This window comes from Peribacillus sp. P4_D6, from assembly GCF_056401795.1.
Window position 1 is genome coordinate 1 of record NZ_JBFUIQ010000081.1, and the last position, 18,465, is coordinate 18,465.

Here is an 18,465-nt window from a genome sequence, read left to right on the forward strand (position 1 = left end):
CAGTAGCCGCTTCCCTGAATAAAATAGAAGTGGAAGGCGCTAAAGTGAAAATCATTCACATAGGCGTTGGTGCCATTACAGAGTCTGACATCATCCTTGCTACAGCTTCAAATGCGATCGTCATCGGATTTAACGTCCGTCCTGACGTGAATGCGAAGCGTGCAGCTGAATCAGAAAATGTTGATGTCCGTCTACACCGCATCATCTATAAAGCGATCGAAGAGATCGAGTCGGCTATGAAAGGGATGCTTGACCCTGAATTCGAAGAAAAAATTATCGGTCAGGCTGAGGTTCGTACGACTTTCAAAGTATCCAAGGTTGGTACGATTGCCGGTTCTTACGTTACAGAAGGAAAAATTACACGTGATAGCGGAATTCGCTTAATTCGTGAAGGTGTCGTCATTTACGAAGGTGAAATTGATGCATTGAAACGTTTTAAAGATGATGTTAAAGAAGTGGCAACGAACTATGAGTGTGGTATTACGATTAAAAATTACAACGACCTTAAAGAAGGCGATGTAATTGAAGCGTATGTAATGGAAGAGATCGAACGTAAATGATCGTTGGCTCCGTCCAATGTGAATGCATCATCCATGACACCCATTCTTTAAAAGAAAAAAGGGCCGTGCTTCAGCGTGTCATGACACGGCTTAAGCAAAAGTTCAATATTTCTGTAGCAGAGACCGATTTTCAGGATTTATGGCAGCGGACAAAGATTTCAATCGTAACCGTAACATCCTCAAGGAAGGCTACTGAACGGGAACTTCAAAATGCCCTTAAATTTCTAGATTCTTTTCCGGAACTAGAGCGAACAATAACAGATATAGACTGGCTTTAGGCTATCGAGGTGATATTATGAGCCTTCGTTCAAATCGTGTTGGCGAACAAATGAAAAAAGAGCTGAGTGAAATTATCGGCCGAAAAATTAAAGATCCAAGAATCGGATTTGTTACAGTGACGGATGTCGCGGTTACAGGCGATTTACAACAGGCAACAGTTTATATTTCCGTTTTGGGTGACCAGGAACAAAGGGAGAAAACCCTGCAAGGTCTAGCTAAGGCAAAAGGATTCATGCGTTCAGAAATTGGGCAGCGAATCCGCCTGCGCAAAACCCCTGAGCTGTTTTTTGAATTTGATGAATCGGTCGATTATGGTAATCGTATCGAGTCGTTGATTTCCCAAATCAATTCAGAGGATAAACCGGCTGAAAAAGACGAGGAATAAGCAAGCAGTAAAAGGAGGCCGACTCAATAAGTGCTTTGCACTTCTTGAAGTCGGTCTCTTTTTTTTGAAACTGAATATGAAAAAAGGAAAAACACCTTTCGGGACGGGGTTCATAATCGTTTAAGGTGTTTTATAAAAGATGAGGTGAAAGCGTGAACGGTATTCTTCCATTATGGAAACCCAAGGGATTGACATCCCATGATTGTGTTTTTAAATTAAGAAAGATTTTAAAGACAAAAAAGGTTGGTCACACAGGTACTTTAGATCCTGATGTAACAGGGGTTTTACCTATTTGTATTGGCAGGGCAACAAAAATAGCCGAATATCTGACAGAAGCCGGTAAAGCTTATGAAGGAGAAGTGACCCTTGGTTTTTCAACGACAACTGAAGACGCAAGCGGAGAAAAAGTCGAAGAGAAAAAGATTGATCAAGTGATTCAGCGTAAACGGATTCTGGAAGTGCTTGAATCATTGACTGGAAAAATTAAACAGACGCCGCCGATGTTTTCAGCGGTAAAGGTGAACGGGAAGAAATTATATGAATATGCCCGTGCAGGGATAGATGTGGAGAGGCCGACAAGGGAGGTCACCATCTATGATATTACCCTTCTCGATGATCGTTCTGAATTTAAAGGGGAAACCATATCTTTTCGTTTTCGCGTAAATTGCAGCAAAGGAACGTATATTCGGACACTTGCAGTCATGATGGGTGAAGAACTGGGTTTTCCTGCTCATATGTCAGACTTGACGCGTATTGAATCAGCAGGTTTTAAGCAGGAGGACTGTTTCACATTTTCTGAAGTGGAAGAGTTCATGGAAAATGGTCAAACGGATGAATTTCTGTTGCCTTTGGAGCGGGGATTATTTCATTTGCCCAAATTTCAGATTAGTGATAAAGTAGCAAAGAAAGTACTTAACGGCGCGGTATTGGAACAAACAAAGGATGTTGTTGTTGAAAAAGGAATGCCATTTGTGATGGTCGATCCAGCAAATAAGGCCATTGCCATTTATCAAATACATCCGACAAAAGAGGGATTAATTAAACCTGTAAAAGTATTGGCACAAGAAATATAGACCGTTTTACCGCCGGAAAGAGGAGATTGAAAGGTGAAAGTGATCGCAATAGAGCATCCTCATCAATTTAATACGGATGATTTTCCCGAGCTTGTAATGGCGCTTGGATTTTTTGATGGCATACATAAAGGCCATCAAATTGTCATTCAAACCGCCAAGCAAAAAGCCGATGAAATGAATCTTAAGTCAGCAGTCATGACATTTGACCCGCATCCTTCTGCAGTACTGGGTAGGAAAACGGAAAATATCCGCTATATCACTCCACTTGAAGATAAGGTCGATATCATAGAGTCGATGGGGATCGATTATTTATTCATTGTCCATTTCAGCAAGGAATTTGCTTCGGTACTGCCGGAACGGTTCGTTGACGAATACATTGCCGGGCTGAATGTCCGTCATGTAGTTGCAGGCTTTGATTATTCATACGGTCGCTATGGTCAAGGGTCGATGGAAGATTTGCCTGTTTACGCACAGGGCAGATTTTCGCAGACAGTCGTTGCAAAACAGACACTTGAAGATGAAAAGGTTAGCTCGACGAGAATCAGGGAAACTCTCGGTAATGGCAACTTCTCCGACTTTTATCATTTGGCTGGACGACGCTATTTAACGAAAGGTCATGTCGTTCACGGTGAAAAGCGGGGCAGGAAGTTGGGTTTCCCCACCGCTAATATTGAGGTAAGTGACGATTATATCTTCCCTGCTGCAGGCGTGTATGCCGTCAGGATCAAAATAAGCGGTAAATGGTATAACGGGGTTTGCAATGTCGGATACAAACCTACGTTCCACGAGGAAAAACCTAAATATCCCACTGTAGAGGTCCATGCCTTGGAGTTCTCGGGAGATATTTATGGCAACCAGGTTTCGGTTGAATGGCATACAAGACTTCGTAGTGAGCAGAAATTTTCCGGACTTGAAGCATTGGTCGCACAGATCGAAACGGATAAGCAAAATGCAATAGCCTATTTTGCAAAGCTTGAAGCATAAAAGACAAGACTTGCAATTTTGACGAAAAACATGTATTCTATTGTATGTATGAAAATAACCATTGCTTGGCTAGTCGAGACTCCGACGCTGGCTCGGTAATTGGTGATTTTACAGAATTTTAGGAGGAATAATAACATGGCAATTACACAAGTACGCAAAAACGAACTTATCGCAGAATTCAGAACTCACGATACTGACACTGGATCTCCAGAAGTTCAAATCGCAGTATTAACAGAAGAAATCAACAACTTGAACGATCACTTACGCACACACAAAAAAGACCACCATTCACGTCGCGGTCTTCTAAAAATGGTAGGTAAACGTCGTAATCTTTTAACTTACCTACGTAACAAAGACGTTACTCGTTACCGTACACTAATTAACAAATTAGGTCTACGTAGATAATTTTTTCAGGAAGGCGGGAAATTTCCCGCTTTTTTGGTGTTAATCAAATGATTTGGACGTGTTCTACTTAAGGCTGGGCCTTCGTCCTTGGGACTCGGCAGGAGCCGGGTCCTTTTCCATTTATAAATGATCAGGATATACATAATCAAATGAATGAAATTTTTATTCATTTTACTGTTAATGCTTGTTTTTTTCGTGCATAATAGGAATAGTTTGGTTTTAACTCGAGTTTAGTTACTTTCACATATAAATGATTTAATCCAATACAGGTTTAGGTAAACTAAGCCTCTAAGTGAAGATTCAGAGAGGGGTTTAATAAATGGGACAGGAAAAACATACGTATTCATTTGACTGGGCCGGCCGTAATGTAACGGTAGAGATAGGGCAATTAGCCAAACAAGYGAACGGGGCAGTTTTAGTCCGTTATGGAGAAACTGCTGTATTAAGTACTGCGACAGCTTCGAAGGAACCTAGAAATGTTGACTTCTTCCCTTTGACAGTCAACTACGAAGAAAGACTTTATGCAGTCGGTAAAATTCCGGGAGGCTTCATCAAACGTGAAGGACGACCGAGTGAAAGGGCAATTCTTGCAAGCCGTTTAATCGATCGTCCAATCCGTCCGCTTTTCGCCGATGGCTTCAGGAACGATGTTCAGATCATCAGCATGGTCATGAGTGTCGATCAAGATTGCTCTACGGAAATGGCAGCTATGCTAGGTTCTTCCCTTGCACTTTCAGTTTCCGATATTCCGTTCGAAGGTCCGATTGCTGGAGTTGTAGTGGGGAGAATCAATAATGAATTCATTATTAACCCTACTGTTGAGCAACTAGCTAAAAGTGACATCAATCTGACGGTTGCCGGCACTAAAGATGCCATCAACATGGTTGAAGCCGGAGCGAATGAAGTACCAGAGGAAACGATGCTTGAAGCAATCATGTTCGGACATGATGAAATCAAGAAGATCATTGCATTCCAAGAGAAAATCGTTGCTGAAATCGGCAAGGAAAAAATGCAGGTCACTTTATACCAAGTGGATGCTGAACTGGAAGCAGAAGTGAAAGGCCTATGTGAAGCAGACTTGAACAAAGCTGTACAAGTTCAGGAAAAACATGCTCGTGAAGACGCGATCAAAGCAGTAAAAGATCGTGTATTGGTTCATTATGAAGAAGAAACTGATGAAGAAAAATTAAAGCAAATTAAAGAAATCCTTAATAAATTGGTTAAATCCGAAGTCCGCCGTTTGATCACGGAAGAAAAAGTGCGCCCGGATGGCCGTAATCCTGACGAAATCAGACCATTATCATCTGAAGTCACCATTCTGCCCCGTACACATGGTTCCGGATTGTTCACACGCGGACAAACCCAAGCACTATCCATCTGTACATTAGGTGCACTTGGTGATGTGCAGATTCTGGACGGACTTGGGACCGAAGAGTCAAAACGTTTTATGCATCACTATAATTTCCCGCATTTCAGTGTAGGTGAAACTGGTCCTATCCGTGGGGCAGGACGCCGTGAAATCGGTCACGGTGCACTTGGTGAAAGAGCATTGGAGCCTGTCATTCCAAACGATAAAGACTTCCCATATACAATCAGACTTGTATCTGAAGTCCTTGAATCGAACGGATCAACATCACAAGCAAGTATCTGTGCAAGCACTTTGGCAATGATGGATGCCGGAGTTCCATTGAAAGCTCCAGTTGCCGGTATTGCCATGGGCCTAGTCAAATCAGGTGAGCACTATACAATCTTAACGGATATTCAAGGTATGGAAGATCATCTGGGAGACATGGACTTTAAAGTCGCAGGGACTTCAAAAGGTGTTACTGCCCTACAAATGGATATTAAGATTGAAGGACTTTCAAGAGAGATTCTTGAAGAAGCTTTACTTCAAGCCAAACATGGCCGGATGCACATTTTGGAATCAATGATGTCAACGATCAATCAACCGCGTGAGCAGTTATCCAAATATGCTCCAAAAATCGTTACAATGTCCATAAATCCGGATAAGATCCGTGATGTCATTGGACCGAGCGGAAAACATATCAACAAAATCATTGAAGAAACTGGCGTGAAAATCGACATCGAACAAGATGGAACGGTATTCATATCTTCTACTGATGAACCAATGATTCAAAAAGCGAAGAAAATCATTGAAGATATCGTACGTGAAGTCGTAGTGGGCGAACTATACTTAGGTAAAGTTAAACGTATCGAAAAGTTCGGTGCCTTCGTTGAAATCTTCAATGGTAAAGACGGTTTGGTACATATTTCTGAACTGGCTGAAGAAAGAGTCGGAAAAGTGGAAGATGTCGTTTCACTTGGCGATGAATTATTGGTCAAAGTCACTGAGATCGATAAGCAAGGAAGGGTTAACCTTTCCCGTAAAGCAGTCTTGAAAGAGCAAAAAGAGGCAGCCAACCCTTCTCAATCGTAATGAAAAATAGAAATCCGGCATGCGATTCCTTGTGAATCTGCATGCTTTTTTTGTTTAAAGGTATTGGAATATCCATGGGGAGAATGGCGTCAAAAGGATGTCATGTTCTACCTTGTCCGTTTTCTTCATACATTTTGGTATGAAGGGGGCGTAAAAAATGAATAATAAATGGAAGCAGATAGTTGCGATAAGTGCCATTGCAGGTATATCATGGTTATTAGTGCAAAATCCATATACACAAATTTATTTGACCCAATTAACCGATGATTCAGTTGCTTCTATGAAGCAAGAAGACGAGCTTCTTTTACAAATAAAAGAATCAACAAAAAAATATGAGATTGCACCACAGGATGCACGAATAGATTCTGTTTGGAAAACCGTTCCTGCATATAACGGCCTGAAGGTAAATATTGATGATTCGTATAAAGCCATGAAGAAGGAGGGCGTGTTCGATAAGAATAAGCTGGTATTTCAGCAGGTCCCTGCAAAGATACATATGGAGGATCTGGAGCCGGCGCCCATTTACCGGGCCCATCCCGAAAAGCCAGTGGTATCATTTTTAATCAATGTGGCCTGGGGGAATGAATACCTACAAGATATGTTGGCCGTGTTAAAAAAGAATAATGTTAAGGCCACGTTTTTCCTTGAAGGTAATTGGACCAAGAAAAATCCAGAATTGGCCAAGATGATTAAGGGTGGCGGGCACGAAATTGGAAATCATTCTTATTCACATCCAGATATGAAAAACATATCCGCACAAGCTACACGTGAGGAAATTCGAAAAACGAATGAAGTCATTGAAGCTGTGACAGGTTTGAAAATGAAATGGTTCGCACCGCCAAGTGGAAGCTACCGGGATGAAACGGTGAAAATCGCGGATTCTTTCGGTATGGAGACCGCCATGTGGAGTGTGGATACGATCGACTGGCAAAAGCCAAGCCCTGAAGTCCTTCAACAAAGAGTGCTTTCTAAGGTACACCCTGGAGCATTTATATTGATGCATCCGACTGAATCTACTGCAAAATCATTGGAAACGTTAATAATTGAAATAAAAAAGAAAGATTTAGATGTTGTTACCGTTTCGGAAGCAGTAGATGAAGAGCGATCGAATCCATAATGTATTGGTAACGATATCAGCATAGAATGATTGGGAGGAATGTTAGTTGATTAAGAAATACACGTGTCAAAATGGAGTTAGGATTGTATTGGAAAATATTCCAACTGTACGTTCAGCGGCAATTGGAGTATGGATCAAAACAGGTTCAAGAAATGAAACGCCAGAATTGAATGGGGTTTCACATTTTCTGGAGCATATGTTCTTTAAAGGGACAACTAAGAGAAATGCGCGTGAAATTGCCGAATCGTTCGATAGTATCGGTGGACAGGTGAATGCATTCACTTCAAAAGAATATACATGCTATTATGCTAAAGTCATGGATAACCATGCAAGCTATGCGCTTGAAATCCTGGCTGATATGTTCTTCAACTCAACATTTGATGGGGAAGAATTGAAAAAAGAAAAAAATGTCGTCTATGAAGAAATAAAAATGTACGAAGACACACCAGATGATATTGTCCATGACCTCTTAAGCAAGGCTGTATATGAAAATCACCCCCTTGGTTATCCAATACTRGGGACGGAAAATACGCTTGAAACCTTCAATAGTGATACATTAAAAAAATACGTCCATGACATGTATACACCCGATAAGGTAGTCGTGTCCATTGCTGGGAATGTGGATGAAAAATTGATCAAGGAAGTCGAAAGCTACTTTGGCTCTTATCAAGGAGGGGATGACCGTCTTGAATTGGTCAAACCTTCCTTCCACGAAAATAGGATCACCCGTAAAAAAGATACGGAACAAGCCCACTTATGCCTTGGTTACAACGGATTGGAAATCGGCAATGAAAAAACATACAGCCTGATTACCTTGAATAATATCCTTGGGGGAAGCATGAGCAGCCGTCTATTCCAGGACGTCAGGGAGCAGCGCGKCCTTGCCTATTCCGTTTACTCTTATCATTCCAGCTATCAAGATAGCGGTATGGTGACAGTATATGGGGGGACAGGCACAAATCAGCTTGACAGCCTGTATGAAACCATTCAGGAAACATTGGATACTTTAAAAAGGGATGGCATTACGGAAAAGGAATTACGGAATAGCAAAGAGCAACTTAAAGGAAGCTTGATGCTCAGCCTTGAAAGCACGAATAGCCGCATGAGCCGGAACGGAAAAAATGAGCTTATGTTGGGTGAGCACCGTTCCCTTGATGATATCATCATCAAGATTGACGAAGTGACTGAGGATACCGTCAATGAATTGGCAAATCAAATCTTTACGGAACATTCCTTGTCATTAGTGAGCCCGCTGGAAAATTGGGACAAATAATATCGAACAAGTCTGAACCTTCATTAATGGGAGGTCAGGCTTTTTTTCTTTGAATGCGGGAGTGTCCAGTGTTATGGACAATATTTGGTTAAATGCCTTCTAAGTTTACCTTTTTCGGATATAGATTGAATAGAAGACGAAAAAGGGGGAACCAAAATTGAGGTTAAGCGAACTGAGCGGTAAGGAAATAGTCGATGTGAATAGGGCGGAAAGATTAGGAATCCTTGGTCAGACGGATTTGGAAATAGATGAAACTGGACAAATTACCTCGTTGATCATTCCATCTGTCAAATGGTTCGGCCTTTTAAGGAATGGCAGTGAAATAAGAGTGCCATGGGAACATATAAAAAAAATCGGTGCGGATATGGTCATCATTGATTTTCAGGAAGGACTTTCGCTTAAAGACGGAGAGCATATGGACGGATAATGACGCTCGCTTCATACTCCTTGGAACTTTTCGAAATACACTCTCGAAAACGCCTTAGCTGGCAATAGCTATGGCGTTTTTTCTTTTCTTATCACCGTTTTTTAAGTAAAAACATAAGATGGCAGGGTAACTAGAGAATGTAGCAAAAACCGAATTGCTTCCTGAAGGAATTGTATCATGGGGCAAGGAATGTTTAGGATCTTTTATATAAAGAAGGTGACGGTTTTAATGCTTACAGGCATGCAAATCGCTGTAATTGGTGGAGATGCGCGTCAGCTTGAAGTTGTCCGTAAACTGACAGAGCTTGATGCAAAGCTATTATTGGTAGGTTTTGAACAGCTCGACCATGCTTTTACCGGAGCTGTTAAGGAAAAAATGGAAGATATAAACTTCAAGGAATTAGATTCAGTTATTTTACCTGTCCGGGGTACGGATTCAGATGGGAAAGTAGAAACGATCTTTTCCAGTGAAGAGGTTGTTTTGACTGAAGAAATGATAAAAAATACCCCGGAACATTGCACTTTTTATGCAGGAATCAGTAACGATTACCTCGATGAGATATTCAAGAAGGTGGATCGCAAACTTGTTCTATTGTTCGAACGTGATGATGTCGCTATTTATAATTCGATTCCCACTGTTGAGGGTGCGATCATGATGGCCATTCAACATACGGATTTTACTATCCATGGATCAAATGTAGCCGTTCTAGGACTGGGAAGGGTCGGTATGAGTGTAGCCCGGTCATTCCAGGCACTTGGAGCAAAAGTAAAGGTGGGGGCAAGAAAAAGCGAAGATATAGCAAGGATCAGTGAAATGGCATTAGCCCCTTTTCATTTAAATGATCTTGCTGCAGAAATGAAAAATGTTGATATATGTATCAATACGATCCCTTTTCCTATAATTACCGCAAAAGTCATCGCTAATATGCCCGTTCATACATTAATCATCGACCTTGCTTCAAAACCGGGGGGAACGGATTTTCGTTACGCTGAAAAAAGGGGAATTAAGGCGCTTTTGGCACCGAGCCTGCCGGGGATAGTCGCTCCGAAAACAGCTGGTCAGATATTAGCGAATGCACTGGGACTATTGATTCAAGGCGAGTTCTTGAAAAGGAAGGGGAAAATGATATGAGTCTCAAAGGTAAACGGATTGGTTTCGGATTAACAGGATCACATTGCACATATGATGAAGTGTTTCCGGAAATAGAAAAACTTGTAAATGAAGGGGCGGAAGTCATCCCAATCGTAACATCGACTGTTCAAAACACGGAAACCCGTTTTGGAAAGGGCGAAGACTGGGTCGAAAGAATAGAAAAATTGACGGGGAATCACGTCGTTGATACAATCGTCAAAGCGGAGCCTTTAGGACCTAAATTGCCACTCGATTGTATGGTGATCGCTCCTTTAACGGGTAACTCAATGAGTAAAATGGCAAATGCACTTACCGATTCGCCTGTACTTATGGCTGCAAAAGCGACGATGAGGAATCACCGTCCAGTCGTGGTCGCGATATCAACAAATGATGCACTTGGGTTAAATGGTGTCAATCTAATGAGGCTGATGGCAGCAAAAGATATTTATTTTGTTCCATATGGCCAGGATAATCCCACAGGCAAACCAAGTTCCATGGTTGCAAGGATGAGCATGATAAGGGATACGATCATATCGGCACTGGAGAGGGAACAGATTCAACCTGTCATCGTCGAAAGGTTCAAGGATGATTTAGCCTGAACAAGTTTTTGCCACGGATCTGCTTTCAACGACTGACATATATGCATAAATTTGTGGGTTGAAGTTATAAAAAACCACTCCACTACCAGAATATTTTGTTAAAGTCCGACCCTTTGGAATGTTAATGTGATAAAATAAATGATATTCTGAACAAGAAGTAATGAATCCAACAAATAACTAATTTAAGAGATAGAAAAGGAGTATGTATAAATGACTGAGACACAGGGATTGCGTATTGCAGTTGTGGGAGCAACTGGAGCAGTAGGACAACAAATGATTTCAACACTCGAACAAAGGGACTTACCGATTAAGAAAATCATCTTTTTATCATCGGCTCGTTCCGCAGGCATCAAACTTACGTTTAAGGGCGAAGAAATCGAAGTGCAGGAAGCAAAACCTGAAAGCTTTGAAGGCATCGATATCGCTTTATTCAGTGCTGGAGGAAGCGTGTCTAAGGAATTGGCTCCAGAAGCAGTGAAACGCGGTGCGATAGTGGTGGATAATACGAGCGCTTTCCGCATGGATGAAAATGTGCCGCTAGTCGTTCCTGAAGTAAATGAAGAAGACTTGAAGCAGCATAATGGGATCATTGCAAACCCGAATTGTTCAACTATCCAAATGGTTGTGGCATTAGAGCCTATCCGCCAGACATATGGCTTATCAAAAATTGTCGTTTCTACCTACCAGGCTGTTTCTGGTGCAGGTGCAGCAGCGATAAATGAATTAAAGGAACAGGCTCGCGACTTGCTTGATGAAAAAGAGATCGATCCGAAAATATTACCGGTAAAAGGGGACGAAAAGCATTATCAAATCGCATTTAACGTCATTCCCCAAATCGATAAATTCCAAGATAATGGGTACACATTTGAAGAGATGAAAATGATTAATGAAACAAAGAAAATCATGCATATGCAAGACCTGCCAGTGGCTGCAACTTGCGTGAGGCTTCCTGTTGTAACAGGTCATTCGGAATCTGTATACATTGAAGTTGAAAAAGAAGGCATAGCGGCTTCTCAAATCAAGGATTTAATGAGAACGGCACCTGGAATAGTGTTGGAAGACGAACCGGAACAACAAGTTTACCCAACACCTGCTTCATCCGTCGGCAAGAATGATGTATTCGTCGGTCGAATTCGCAAAGATTTGGATGAAGATAAAGGCTTCCATTTATGGGTGGTTTCCGATAATCTATTAAAAGGTGCAGCTTGGAATTCCGTTCAAATTGCTGAAAGCCTTTTGAAATTAGGTTTGGTTACCGTTAAGTAATAATTTATTCTTAATGAACTCGACAGAAAAATAAATTCCAATAGGATAGAGAGTTTTTGTCAGCTTCCCGGATCGGGGAGCTGGCTTATATTTGGGGTGCATATTATGAAAATTATCGTCCAGAAATACGGTGGGACATCCGTTCGTGATGAGGAAAGCCGTTCATTTGCCAAGGGGCATATCGAAAAAGCGATTAAAGAAGGATATAAAGTAGTGGTTGTGGTATCAGCAATGGGAAGAAAAGGGGATCCTTATGCAACGGATACCTTACTTTCCCTTGTAAATGGAGCCAAAGCCAGCCTTTCAAAGCGAGAACAGGATTTACTTATGTCTGTCGGAGAAACGATATCATCTGTAGTATTTACTAACATGCTCTTGGAACATGGTATTGATGCGGTTGCTTATACTGGAGCTCAAGCAGGATTCATGACGAATACCGACTATTCCAGTGCGAAAATAATCGAAATGAAATGCGATCGCCTCATGAAAGAACTTGAGGTGAAGGATGTTGTCGTTGTAGCAGGTTTCCAGGGAGCTGCTAAAAATGGTGACATCACGACCATCGGCCGTGGTGGAAGTGATACTTCAGCAGCTGCATTAGGTGCCGCATTGCAAGCTGAACGGGTCGATATTTTTACGGATGTGGAAGGAATCATGACAGCAGATCCGCGGATTGCCGATCAAGCTCGTCCATTATCAATCGTTTCATATACGGAAGTTTGCAACATGGCATATCAAGGGGCGAAGGTCATTCATCCGAGAGCTGTTGAAATTGCGATGCAGGCGAAAGTCCCGATTCGGATAAGGTCAACATACAGCGAAGGTTTGGGAACCCTTGTTACAGGCATGAACAAGGGAAGCCAGGGCAGTGACATACGTGAAAGGCTTGTGACCGGGATTGCCCATGTACCAAAGATCACTCAAATCAAGGTCCGTGCGAAAAAAGATCAATATAATCTACAGGCTGAAGTTTTCAAAGCGATGGCAAATGCCTCCATTTCAGTTGACTTTATAAATATATATCCAAGTGGTGTAGTTTATACCGTATCGGAAGAGATGACAGAACTTGCCCTCTCGATTTTGGCCGAGCTTGGTCATGAACCGGTCATTGAAAGGAATTGTGCCAAGGTATCGGTAGTCGGTGCAGGCATCAATGGAGTACCTGGCGTGGCAGCGAAGATTGTCACAGCGCTTTCCGAAAAGGAAATTGCCATTCTCCAGTCAGCGGACAGCCATACGACAATTTGGGTACTCGTAAAAGAAGAAGATTTAATAGAAGCCGTTAATTCCCTGCACTATGCATTTCAATTGCATGAAGGGGAAGTCCAATAATCAGGTTTTTTATTAAGTAATGTTTTAAAAATTAAAGAGGTGTTAGATGATGATATTTGGTAGAGTATCAACCGCGATGGTCACCCCTTTCGATAGCAAGGGAAATATTGATTTTCAAAAGACGACTTCATTGGTTAATTACTTATTAACGAATGGGACCGATTCGCTTGTGCTGTCGGGAACGACAGGGGAATCTCCAACTTTATCTTCGGAGGAGAAAATCGCGTTATTGCGTCATGTTTCTAAGGTTGTTGAAAAACGTGTGCCCATCATCATGGGTACAGGAAGCAACAATACGTATGCTTCCATCGAGTTGACAAAAAAGGCGGAACAAAATGGCGCCGATGCGATAATGCTGGTTGCCCCATATTATAGTAAAACGAATCAAGAAGGGCTGTACCAGCATTTTAAGGCTATTGCAGCCAGTACGAAGCTCCCTGTTATGGTATATAATATCCCTGGGAGGGCTTCAGTTAACATTGAACCGGAAACGATCATCCGCCTTTCGGAAATTCCTAATATCGTAGCCGTTAAGGAAGCGAGCGGGGATTTAAACGCTATGACCCAAATCATAGCCGGCACGGATGAAGATTTTGCATTATATAGCGGGGACGATGCTTTAACACTACCGGTGTTGGCGATTGGTGGTGTGGGTGTAGTATCTGTTGCTTCACATATTGCTGGCAAGGAGCTGCAGAAAATAGTGGAGGCCTTCATCAGTGGGAACTTGAAAGAGGCAGCCCGGCTGCATCAGGAACTGTTACCGCTTATAAAAGGTTTGTTTGCAGCGCCAAGCCCTGCACCTGTCAAAACAGCTCTTCAGTTATATGGAATTGACGTTGGATCGGTGAGACTCCCAATCGTGCCATTGACGGAGCAGGAACGCCTGGCATTAACCAAGGTATTAAAAAAATAAAAAGACACGGAACAAGCTGATCGTTGAAGATTGGCTTGTTTTTACATAATGATGTATATGAACGGGATATACTTTCCGATTTCGGGATGATAGTATTGGAATTTTTTATGATCAATTGAAACATCTCTTACATAATAGGTTGTTTTTTTGAATTATATGAAAAAGTACCTCTGAAAATGGTAAGTGTTGTCATGTTTTTTGAACATCGGTTATAATGAAATCATTGGGAAATTATGAACGGGATTTTTTAAGGAGGATATTCGATTGGGTAAAGATAAAAATAATGGAATAAAAGTGATTTCTCTTGGAGGACAAGGGGAGCTTGGTAAAAATATGTACGTCGTTGAGGTGAACGAGGACATCTATCTTCTTGATGCAGGATTAATGCTGCCGGAAGACGAAATGCTCGGAATCGATGCGGTCATCCCAGATATTTCTTATTTGATGGATAATAAGGAACGGGTGCAGGGGATATTCATTACCCATGGTCATGAAGACCATATGGGAGCGCTTGCTTATGTCTTGAAATATTTACCGGCTCCTGTTTATGGAACAAAGCTTACACTTGCTTTAATCAAAACGAAATTAAAGGAAGATGGCTTTAACGGCAGGGCAACTTTCACTGAAATCGATTCGGATTCCCTTTTAAGTTTCCCTCAAGCAGCCGTGTCCTTTTTCCGGACTAACCATAGCATTCCCGATTCTGTCGGAGTCGTGATTCACACTCGTGAAGGTGCAATCGTTTATACAGGGGATTTCAAATTCGACCAGGCAGCAACGGATCTATATAAGCCGGAAATCGGTAAGATGGCCAGTATCGGTGAAGAAGGTGTCCTATGCCTGCTTTCGGATAGTACCGGTGCCGAGAGGCCAGGTTATACGACTTCAGAAGCAGTTGTGGCCAAAGATATTACAGAGGCTTTCCATGCTGCCTCCGGAAGGATCATCGTTGCGTGCTTCGCTTCGAACATCAACCGGATTCAACATGTTTTCAATGCAGCGGCAGCAAGTCGCAGAAAAGTGGCAGTTGTAGGAAAAAGCCTTCAACGCGTTTATGAAACAGCCTTGAATCTTGGCTACTTAAAGGTCGAAGAAGAGCTGATAATCCCGATTAATGAAATTGGCCAGTATGACGACCGTGAAATCGTCGTGTTATCGACAGGTCATCAGGGCGAACCCATTGCTGCACTTCAAAAAATGGCAAAGCAGACCCACAAGCAGGTAACGATCAAAAAGGGAGACACCGTTTTGATCAGTGCATCACCCCTGCAGGGCGGTGAACTTATTTTATCCAAAACCGTCGATTTGCTATACAGGGTAGGTGCTGAAGTGGTATCTGCCAATAAATATAAAGTGCATGTAACAGGGCATGGCAGCCAGGAAGAGCTAAAAATGATGATCAATTTGATGAATCCTAAATTCTTAATCCCTGTACATGGGGAATATCGCCATTTATATGCCCATCAAAAAGTTGGGGTTGCTGCGGGAATTAAGCGTGAAAACATCATAATTGCCGAAAAAGGGGATGTCATCGAACTTAAGGGCAATAAAATGGGGCTTTCCGGCAAAGTCTCTGCTGGAAATATCTTGATAGATGGCAGCGGTGTTGGAGATGTGGGTAATATCGTTCTTCGTGATCGGCGCTTGTTATCACAAGATGGCATTTTGATTGTAGTTGTCACGTTGAACCKTCAGGATAAAAGCATTGCAGCAGGCCCTGAAATCATTTCAAGGGGCTTCGTATATGTTCGCGAATCAGAAAAAATGATTGCGGAAGCAACTGAAATAGTAAGTGAAATCGTAAAGAAAAATGGGTCGCGCCAGCCTTTTGATTGGTCCACGCTGAAGCAGGAAATGCGTGATGCGTTAAACCAATTCTTCTATGAAAAAACGAAACGCCGCCCAATGATTTTACCGATCATAATGGAATATTAAGTAAGGAACCCCTGATTTGARCAATCAGGGGTTCTTTTTTCTGACTCTTATATCTTGAAGAATGAAGTCCGAGGCTCGAGACATAATAAAGCTATAGGCTAAAAGAGAAAGGGGTTGGCATAGTGGATAATGCACCATTACCAAATGAAAATGAAGGCAAGCAGGAAGGTAAGAATTCAACTTTAATCGAAAAGATCCAGCAGCTGGGGGCTACTAATGTTCCGCAACTATCTCAAGACTCAAAAATCCATTGTTTGACGATCATTGGACAAATTGAAGGACATATGCAGCTGCCGCCTCAAAATAAAACGACCAAATATGAACATGTTATTCCGCAAATTGTGGCAATTGAACAAAATCCCAATATAGAGGGGCTGCTTGTCATATTAAATACAGTCGGAGGAGATGTCGAAGCGGGACTGGCAATCGCAGAAATGCTGGCTTCCCTATCAAAGCCATCCGTCTCGATTGTACTTGGGGGAGGGCACTCGATCGGTGTGCCGATTGYGGTTTCGTGTGACCATAGCTATATAGCAGAAACAGCAACGATGACGATTCATCCAATTCGTTTGACAGGGCTAGTCATTGGCGTGCCTCAAACCTTTGAATACTTGGATAAAATGCAGGAAAGAGTGATTAAATTTGTTACGCGCCACTCCAACGTTACGGAAGAAAGTTTTAAGGATTTAATGTTTGCCAAAGGAAACTTGACACGTGATATCGGTACGAATGTTATCGGGGCCGAGGCAGTTGAAATCGGTATGATCGATGATGTAGGAGGAGTGGGCCAGGCCATGAGAAAACTAAATAGCTTCATGGAAGAAAGAAGGCCAAAAATTGCCGGGGAAGAGGAGGGGCTTCTGCAATGACGCTTTATACGATCGTTCCTGAAGAAATAATTTTCCCTCATCACCATGAGAAGACGGCAAATTTAATAGAAATGATCTACAATGGTGTACATGTGATGGTTGAACATGACGGTGGCCGTACGTTTCGCATTGATCGAATCGTCAGCACCGATCCTGAAGATTATATGAATGTACACATTCAGCCGGGAGCTGTCATAAATGTGTTCGAACATATGAACCATTAGTAAATACGACTAACTGAGGTAAATTATGATATACTGGAATGAAATTCAGCAGCCGCTTGGCTGCTTTATTCATTATATGGGAAAAATGTCCGCCTAAAGAATGAATGGTATATATATCAAGGACAGGGTCATATTTATTTGGTATAATCAGTAGCGAACGTTTGTTTCGTGAAGGGAAATCAAGTAGTGATGTTGAATAGGAAAGTTAGAATAGTTTCATGAAGAATCAGGTGATATTATGGCAAAGAAGAAACGCAGAAAAAAGAATAGTACAGAGAAGTTAAAACTAACGCTTAAATATGAATTGATTGGCCTCACCATAATAGGTTTGGCCATCATTGCCATTGCCAAGCTTGGAGCAGTGGGAAACGGGACGGTCTTTTTAATCCGCTTCTTCATGGGGGAATGGTATATCCTCTTTTTGTTGGGAGCAATTGCAGCTGGTTTCTATTTGATGATAAAGAGAGAGGTCCCGTACCTGTTGAAACGGCAATTGGTCGGGATGTACTTCCTTGTTGCGAGCATGCTCCTGCTAAGTCATGTTACCCTGTTTAACATGCTTGCAGATGGGGGACCATTTACGAAGCCCAGCGTCATTTCGAATACATGGGAACTATTCTGGATGGAAGTGACCGGCAAGGCCAGCTCAAAGGACCTTGGGGGCGGTATGATTGGAGCGATATTATTTGCCGCTTCATACTTTTTATTCGACGAAGCTGGATCGAAAATCGTTTCATTCCTCTTTATCATTGTAGGTGCCGTCCTATTGACCGGGAAAACGTTAGGTGAAACCCTCGGGAAGTTTTTCAGGGGTCTTGGAGGCTTTTTCATAAAGCAATGGTCCGCATTCAGAGATGATGTGAAAACGTGGAATGAAGACAAAAAAGAAAAGAAAAAGAATCCCGTGAAAAAGAAGAAACGGCAAAACGAACCGGTGGAAGATACGGATCAGGCCCCTCTAGAAGAGGAAACACAGGAAATGGCGACGGAACGGATCATTTCCAGCTTTGCTGATAAAGCCTATAATGACGAAAACGAAATAATTCCCGCTGTTCCGGAAACTGCAGCTGAAAATGCAGGGGACCAGGATGATGCCGTTCCGCCTATGAATTTTACGGAAGTGGAGAATAAAGAATATCTTTTACCCCCTCTTTCTTTGTTATTGCAGCCTAAAAAAACCGACCAAAGCGGAGAGTACCAATTGATTCATGAAAATGCRGCAAAACTTGAGCGCACCTTTCATAGCTTTGGAG

General features: G+C 42.1%; 18 protein-coding genes and 1 pseudogene. All 19 read left to right on the forward strand.

What is annotated here, in order from left to right; translation table 11 throughout:
- Positions 1-560 (forward strand): translation initiation factor IF-2 (locus AC1DVB_RS19090; RefSeq protein WP_477590486.1); only part of this gene is annotated, 560 nt, incomplete at its 5' end.
- Positions 557-838 (forward strand): DUF503 domain-containing protein, encoded by a 282-nt coding sequence (locus tag AC1DVB_RS19095; protein WP_034313609.1) that lies wholly within the window; start codon positions 557-559, stop codon positions 836-838. The genes AC1DVB_RS19090 and AC1DVB_RS19095, both read left to right, overlap by 4 nt.
- A gap of 17 nt (positions 839-855) precedes the next feature.
- A complete protein-coding gene (gene rbfA, locus AC1DVB_RS19100) occupies positions 856-1,224 on the forward strand; it encodes a 30S ribosome-binding factor RbfA (protein ID WP_034313607.1) in 369 nt (122 codons plus the stop codon).
- Between the two features lie 152 nt (positions 1,225-1,376).
- Positions 1,377-2,297, forward strand: coding sequence for a tRNA pseudouridine(55) synthase TruB (gene truB, locus AC1DVB_RS19105; RefSeq protein WP_377332409.1), 921 nt, complete (start codon positions 1,377-1,379; stop codon positions 2,295-2,297).
- Positions 2,298-2,330: 33 nt separating this feature from the next.
- Entirely contained in the window at positions 2,331-3,281 is a 951-nt protein-coding gene (gene ribF / locus AC1DVB_RS19110) for a bifunctional riboflavin kinase/FAD synthetase (protein WP_057278396.1), read from the forward strand.
- Between the two features lie 135 nt (positions 3,282-3,416).
- Entirely contained in the window at positions 3,417-3,686 is a 270-nt protein-coding gene (gene rpsO / locus AC1DVB_RS19115; protein ID WP_034313598.1) for a 30S ribosomal protein S15, read from the forward strand.
- Positions 3,687-4,005: 319 nt separating this feature from the next.
- Positions 4,006-6,123: a polyribonucleotide nucleotidyltransferase gene (gene pnp, locus AC1DVB_RS19120; RefSeq protein WP_477590489.1), complete on the forward strand. Its 2,118-nt coding sequence runs from the start codon at positions 4,006-4,008 to the stop codon at positions 6,121-6,123.
- A 157-nt stretch (positions 6,124-6,280) separates the two neighbouring features.
- Positions 6,281-7,240 carry a polysaccharide deacetylase family protein gene (locus AC1DVB_RS19125; protein WP_034313591.1) on the forward strand — a complete coding sequence of 320 codons (960 nt, stop codon included), beginning with the start codon at positions 6,281-6,283 and terminating at the stop codon, positions 7,238-7,240.
- Positions 7,241-7,286: 46 nt separating this feature from the next.
- Positions 7,287-8,513, forward strand: a complete 1,227-nt coding sequence (locus AC1DVB_RS19130; protein WP_477590491.1) for a M16 family metallopeptidase — start codon at positions 7,287-7,289, stop codon at positions 8,511-8,513.
- 157 nt (positions 8,514-8,670) lie between these two features.
- Entirely contained in the window at positions 8,671-8,940 is a 270-nt protein-coding gene (locus AC1DVB_RS19135) for a YlmC/YmxH family sporulation protein (protein ID WP_048684753.1), read from the forward strand.
- A gap of 228 nt (positions 8,941-9,168) precedes the next feature.
- Positions 9,169-10,071, forward strand: a complete 903-nt coding sequence (dpaA, locus tag AC1DVB_RS19140) for a dipicolinic acid synthetase subunit A (RefSeq protein ID WP_048684752.1) — start codon at positions 9,169-9,171, stop codon at positions 10,069-10,071.
- On the forward strand, positions 10,068-10,670 hold the full coding sequence (locus AC1DVB_RS19145) for a dipicolinate synthase subunit B (RefSeq protein WP_034313581.1): 603 nt from the start codon (positions 10,068-10,070) through the stop codon (positions 10,668-10,670). The genes dpaA and AC1DVB_RS19145 overlap by 4 nt, the downstream gene beginning before the upstream one ends.
- Before the next feature lie 210 nt (positions 10,671-10,880).
- Entirely contained in the window at positions 10,881-11,936 is a 1,056-nt protein-coding gene (gene asd, locus AC1DVB_RS19150) for an aspartate-semialdehyde dehydrogenase (protein WP_053534389.1), read from the forward strand.
- Positions 11,937-12,041: 105 nt separating this feature from the next.
- Entirely contained in the window at positions 12,042-13,268 is a 1,227-nt protein-coding gene (dapG, locus tag AC1DVB_RS19155) for an aspartate kinase (RefSeq protein WP_057278394.1), read from the forward strand.
- A 46-nt stretch (positions 13,269-13,314) separates the two neighbouring features.
- Positions 13,315-14,184, forward strand: coding sequence for a 4-hydroxy-tetrahydrodipicolinate synthase (dapA, locus tag AC1DVB_RS19160; RefSeq protein ID WP_057278393.1), 870 nt, complete (start codon positions 13,315-13,317; stop codon positions 14,182-14,184).
- Positions 14,185-14,448: 264 nt separating this feature from the next.
- Positions 14,449-16,119: a ribonuclease J gene (locus tag AC1DVB_RS19165; RefSeq protein ID WP_477590494.1), complete on the forward strand. Its 1,671-nt coding sequence runs from the start codon at positions 14,449-14,451 to the stop codon at positions 16,117-16,119.
- A gap of 122 nt (positions 16,120-16,241) precedes the next feature.
- Positions 16,242-16,988 (forward strand): ClpP family protease, encoded by a 747-nt coding sequence (locus AC1DVB_RS19170; protein ID WP_477590496.1) that lies wholly within the window; start codon positions 16,242-16,244, stop codon positions 16,986-16,988.
- Complete coding sequence (locus AC1DVB_RS19175; RefSeq protein WP_034313564.1) at positions 16,985-17,212, forward strand: YlzJ-like family protein; 228 nt, start codon at positions 16,985-16,987, stop codon at positions 17,210-17,212. The genes AC1DVB_RS19170 and AC1DVB_RS19175 overlap by 4 nt, the downstream gene beginning before the upstream one ends.
- A 238-nt stretch (positions 17,213-17,450) precedes the next feature.
- Positions 17,451-18,465, forward strand: a pseudogene (locus tag AC1DVB_RS19180) (cell division protein FtsK); the annotation flags it as partial.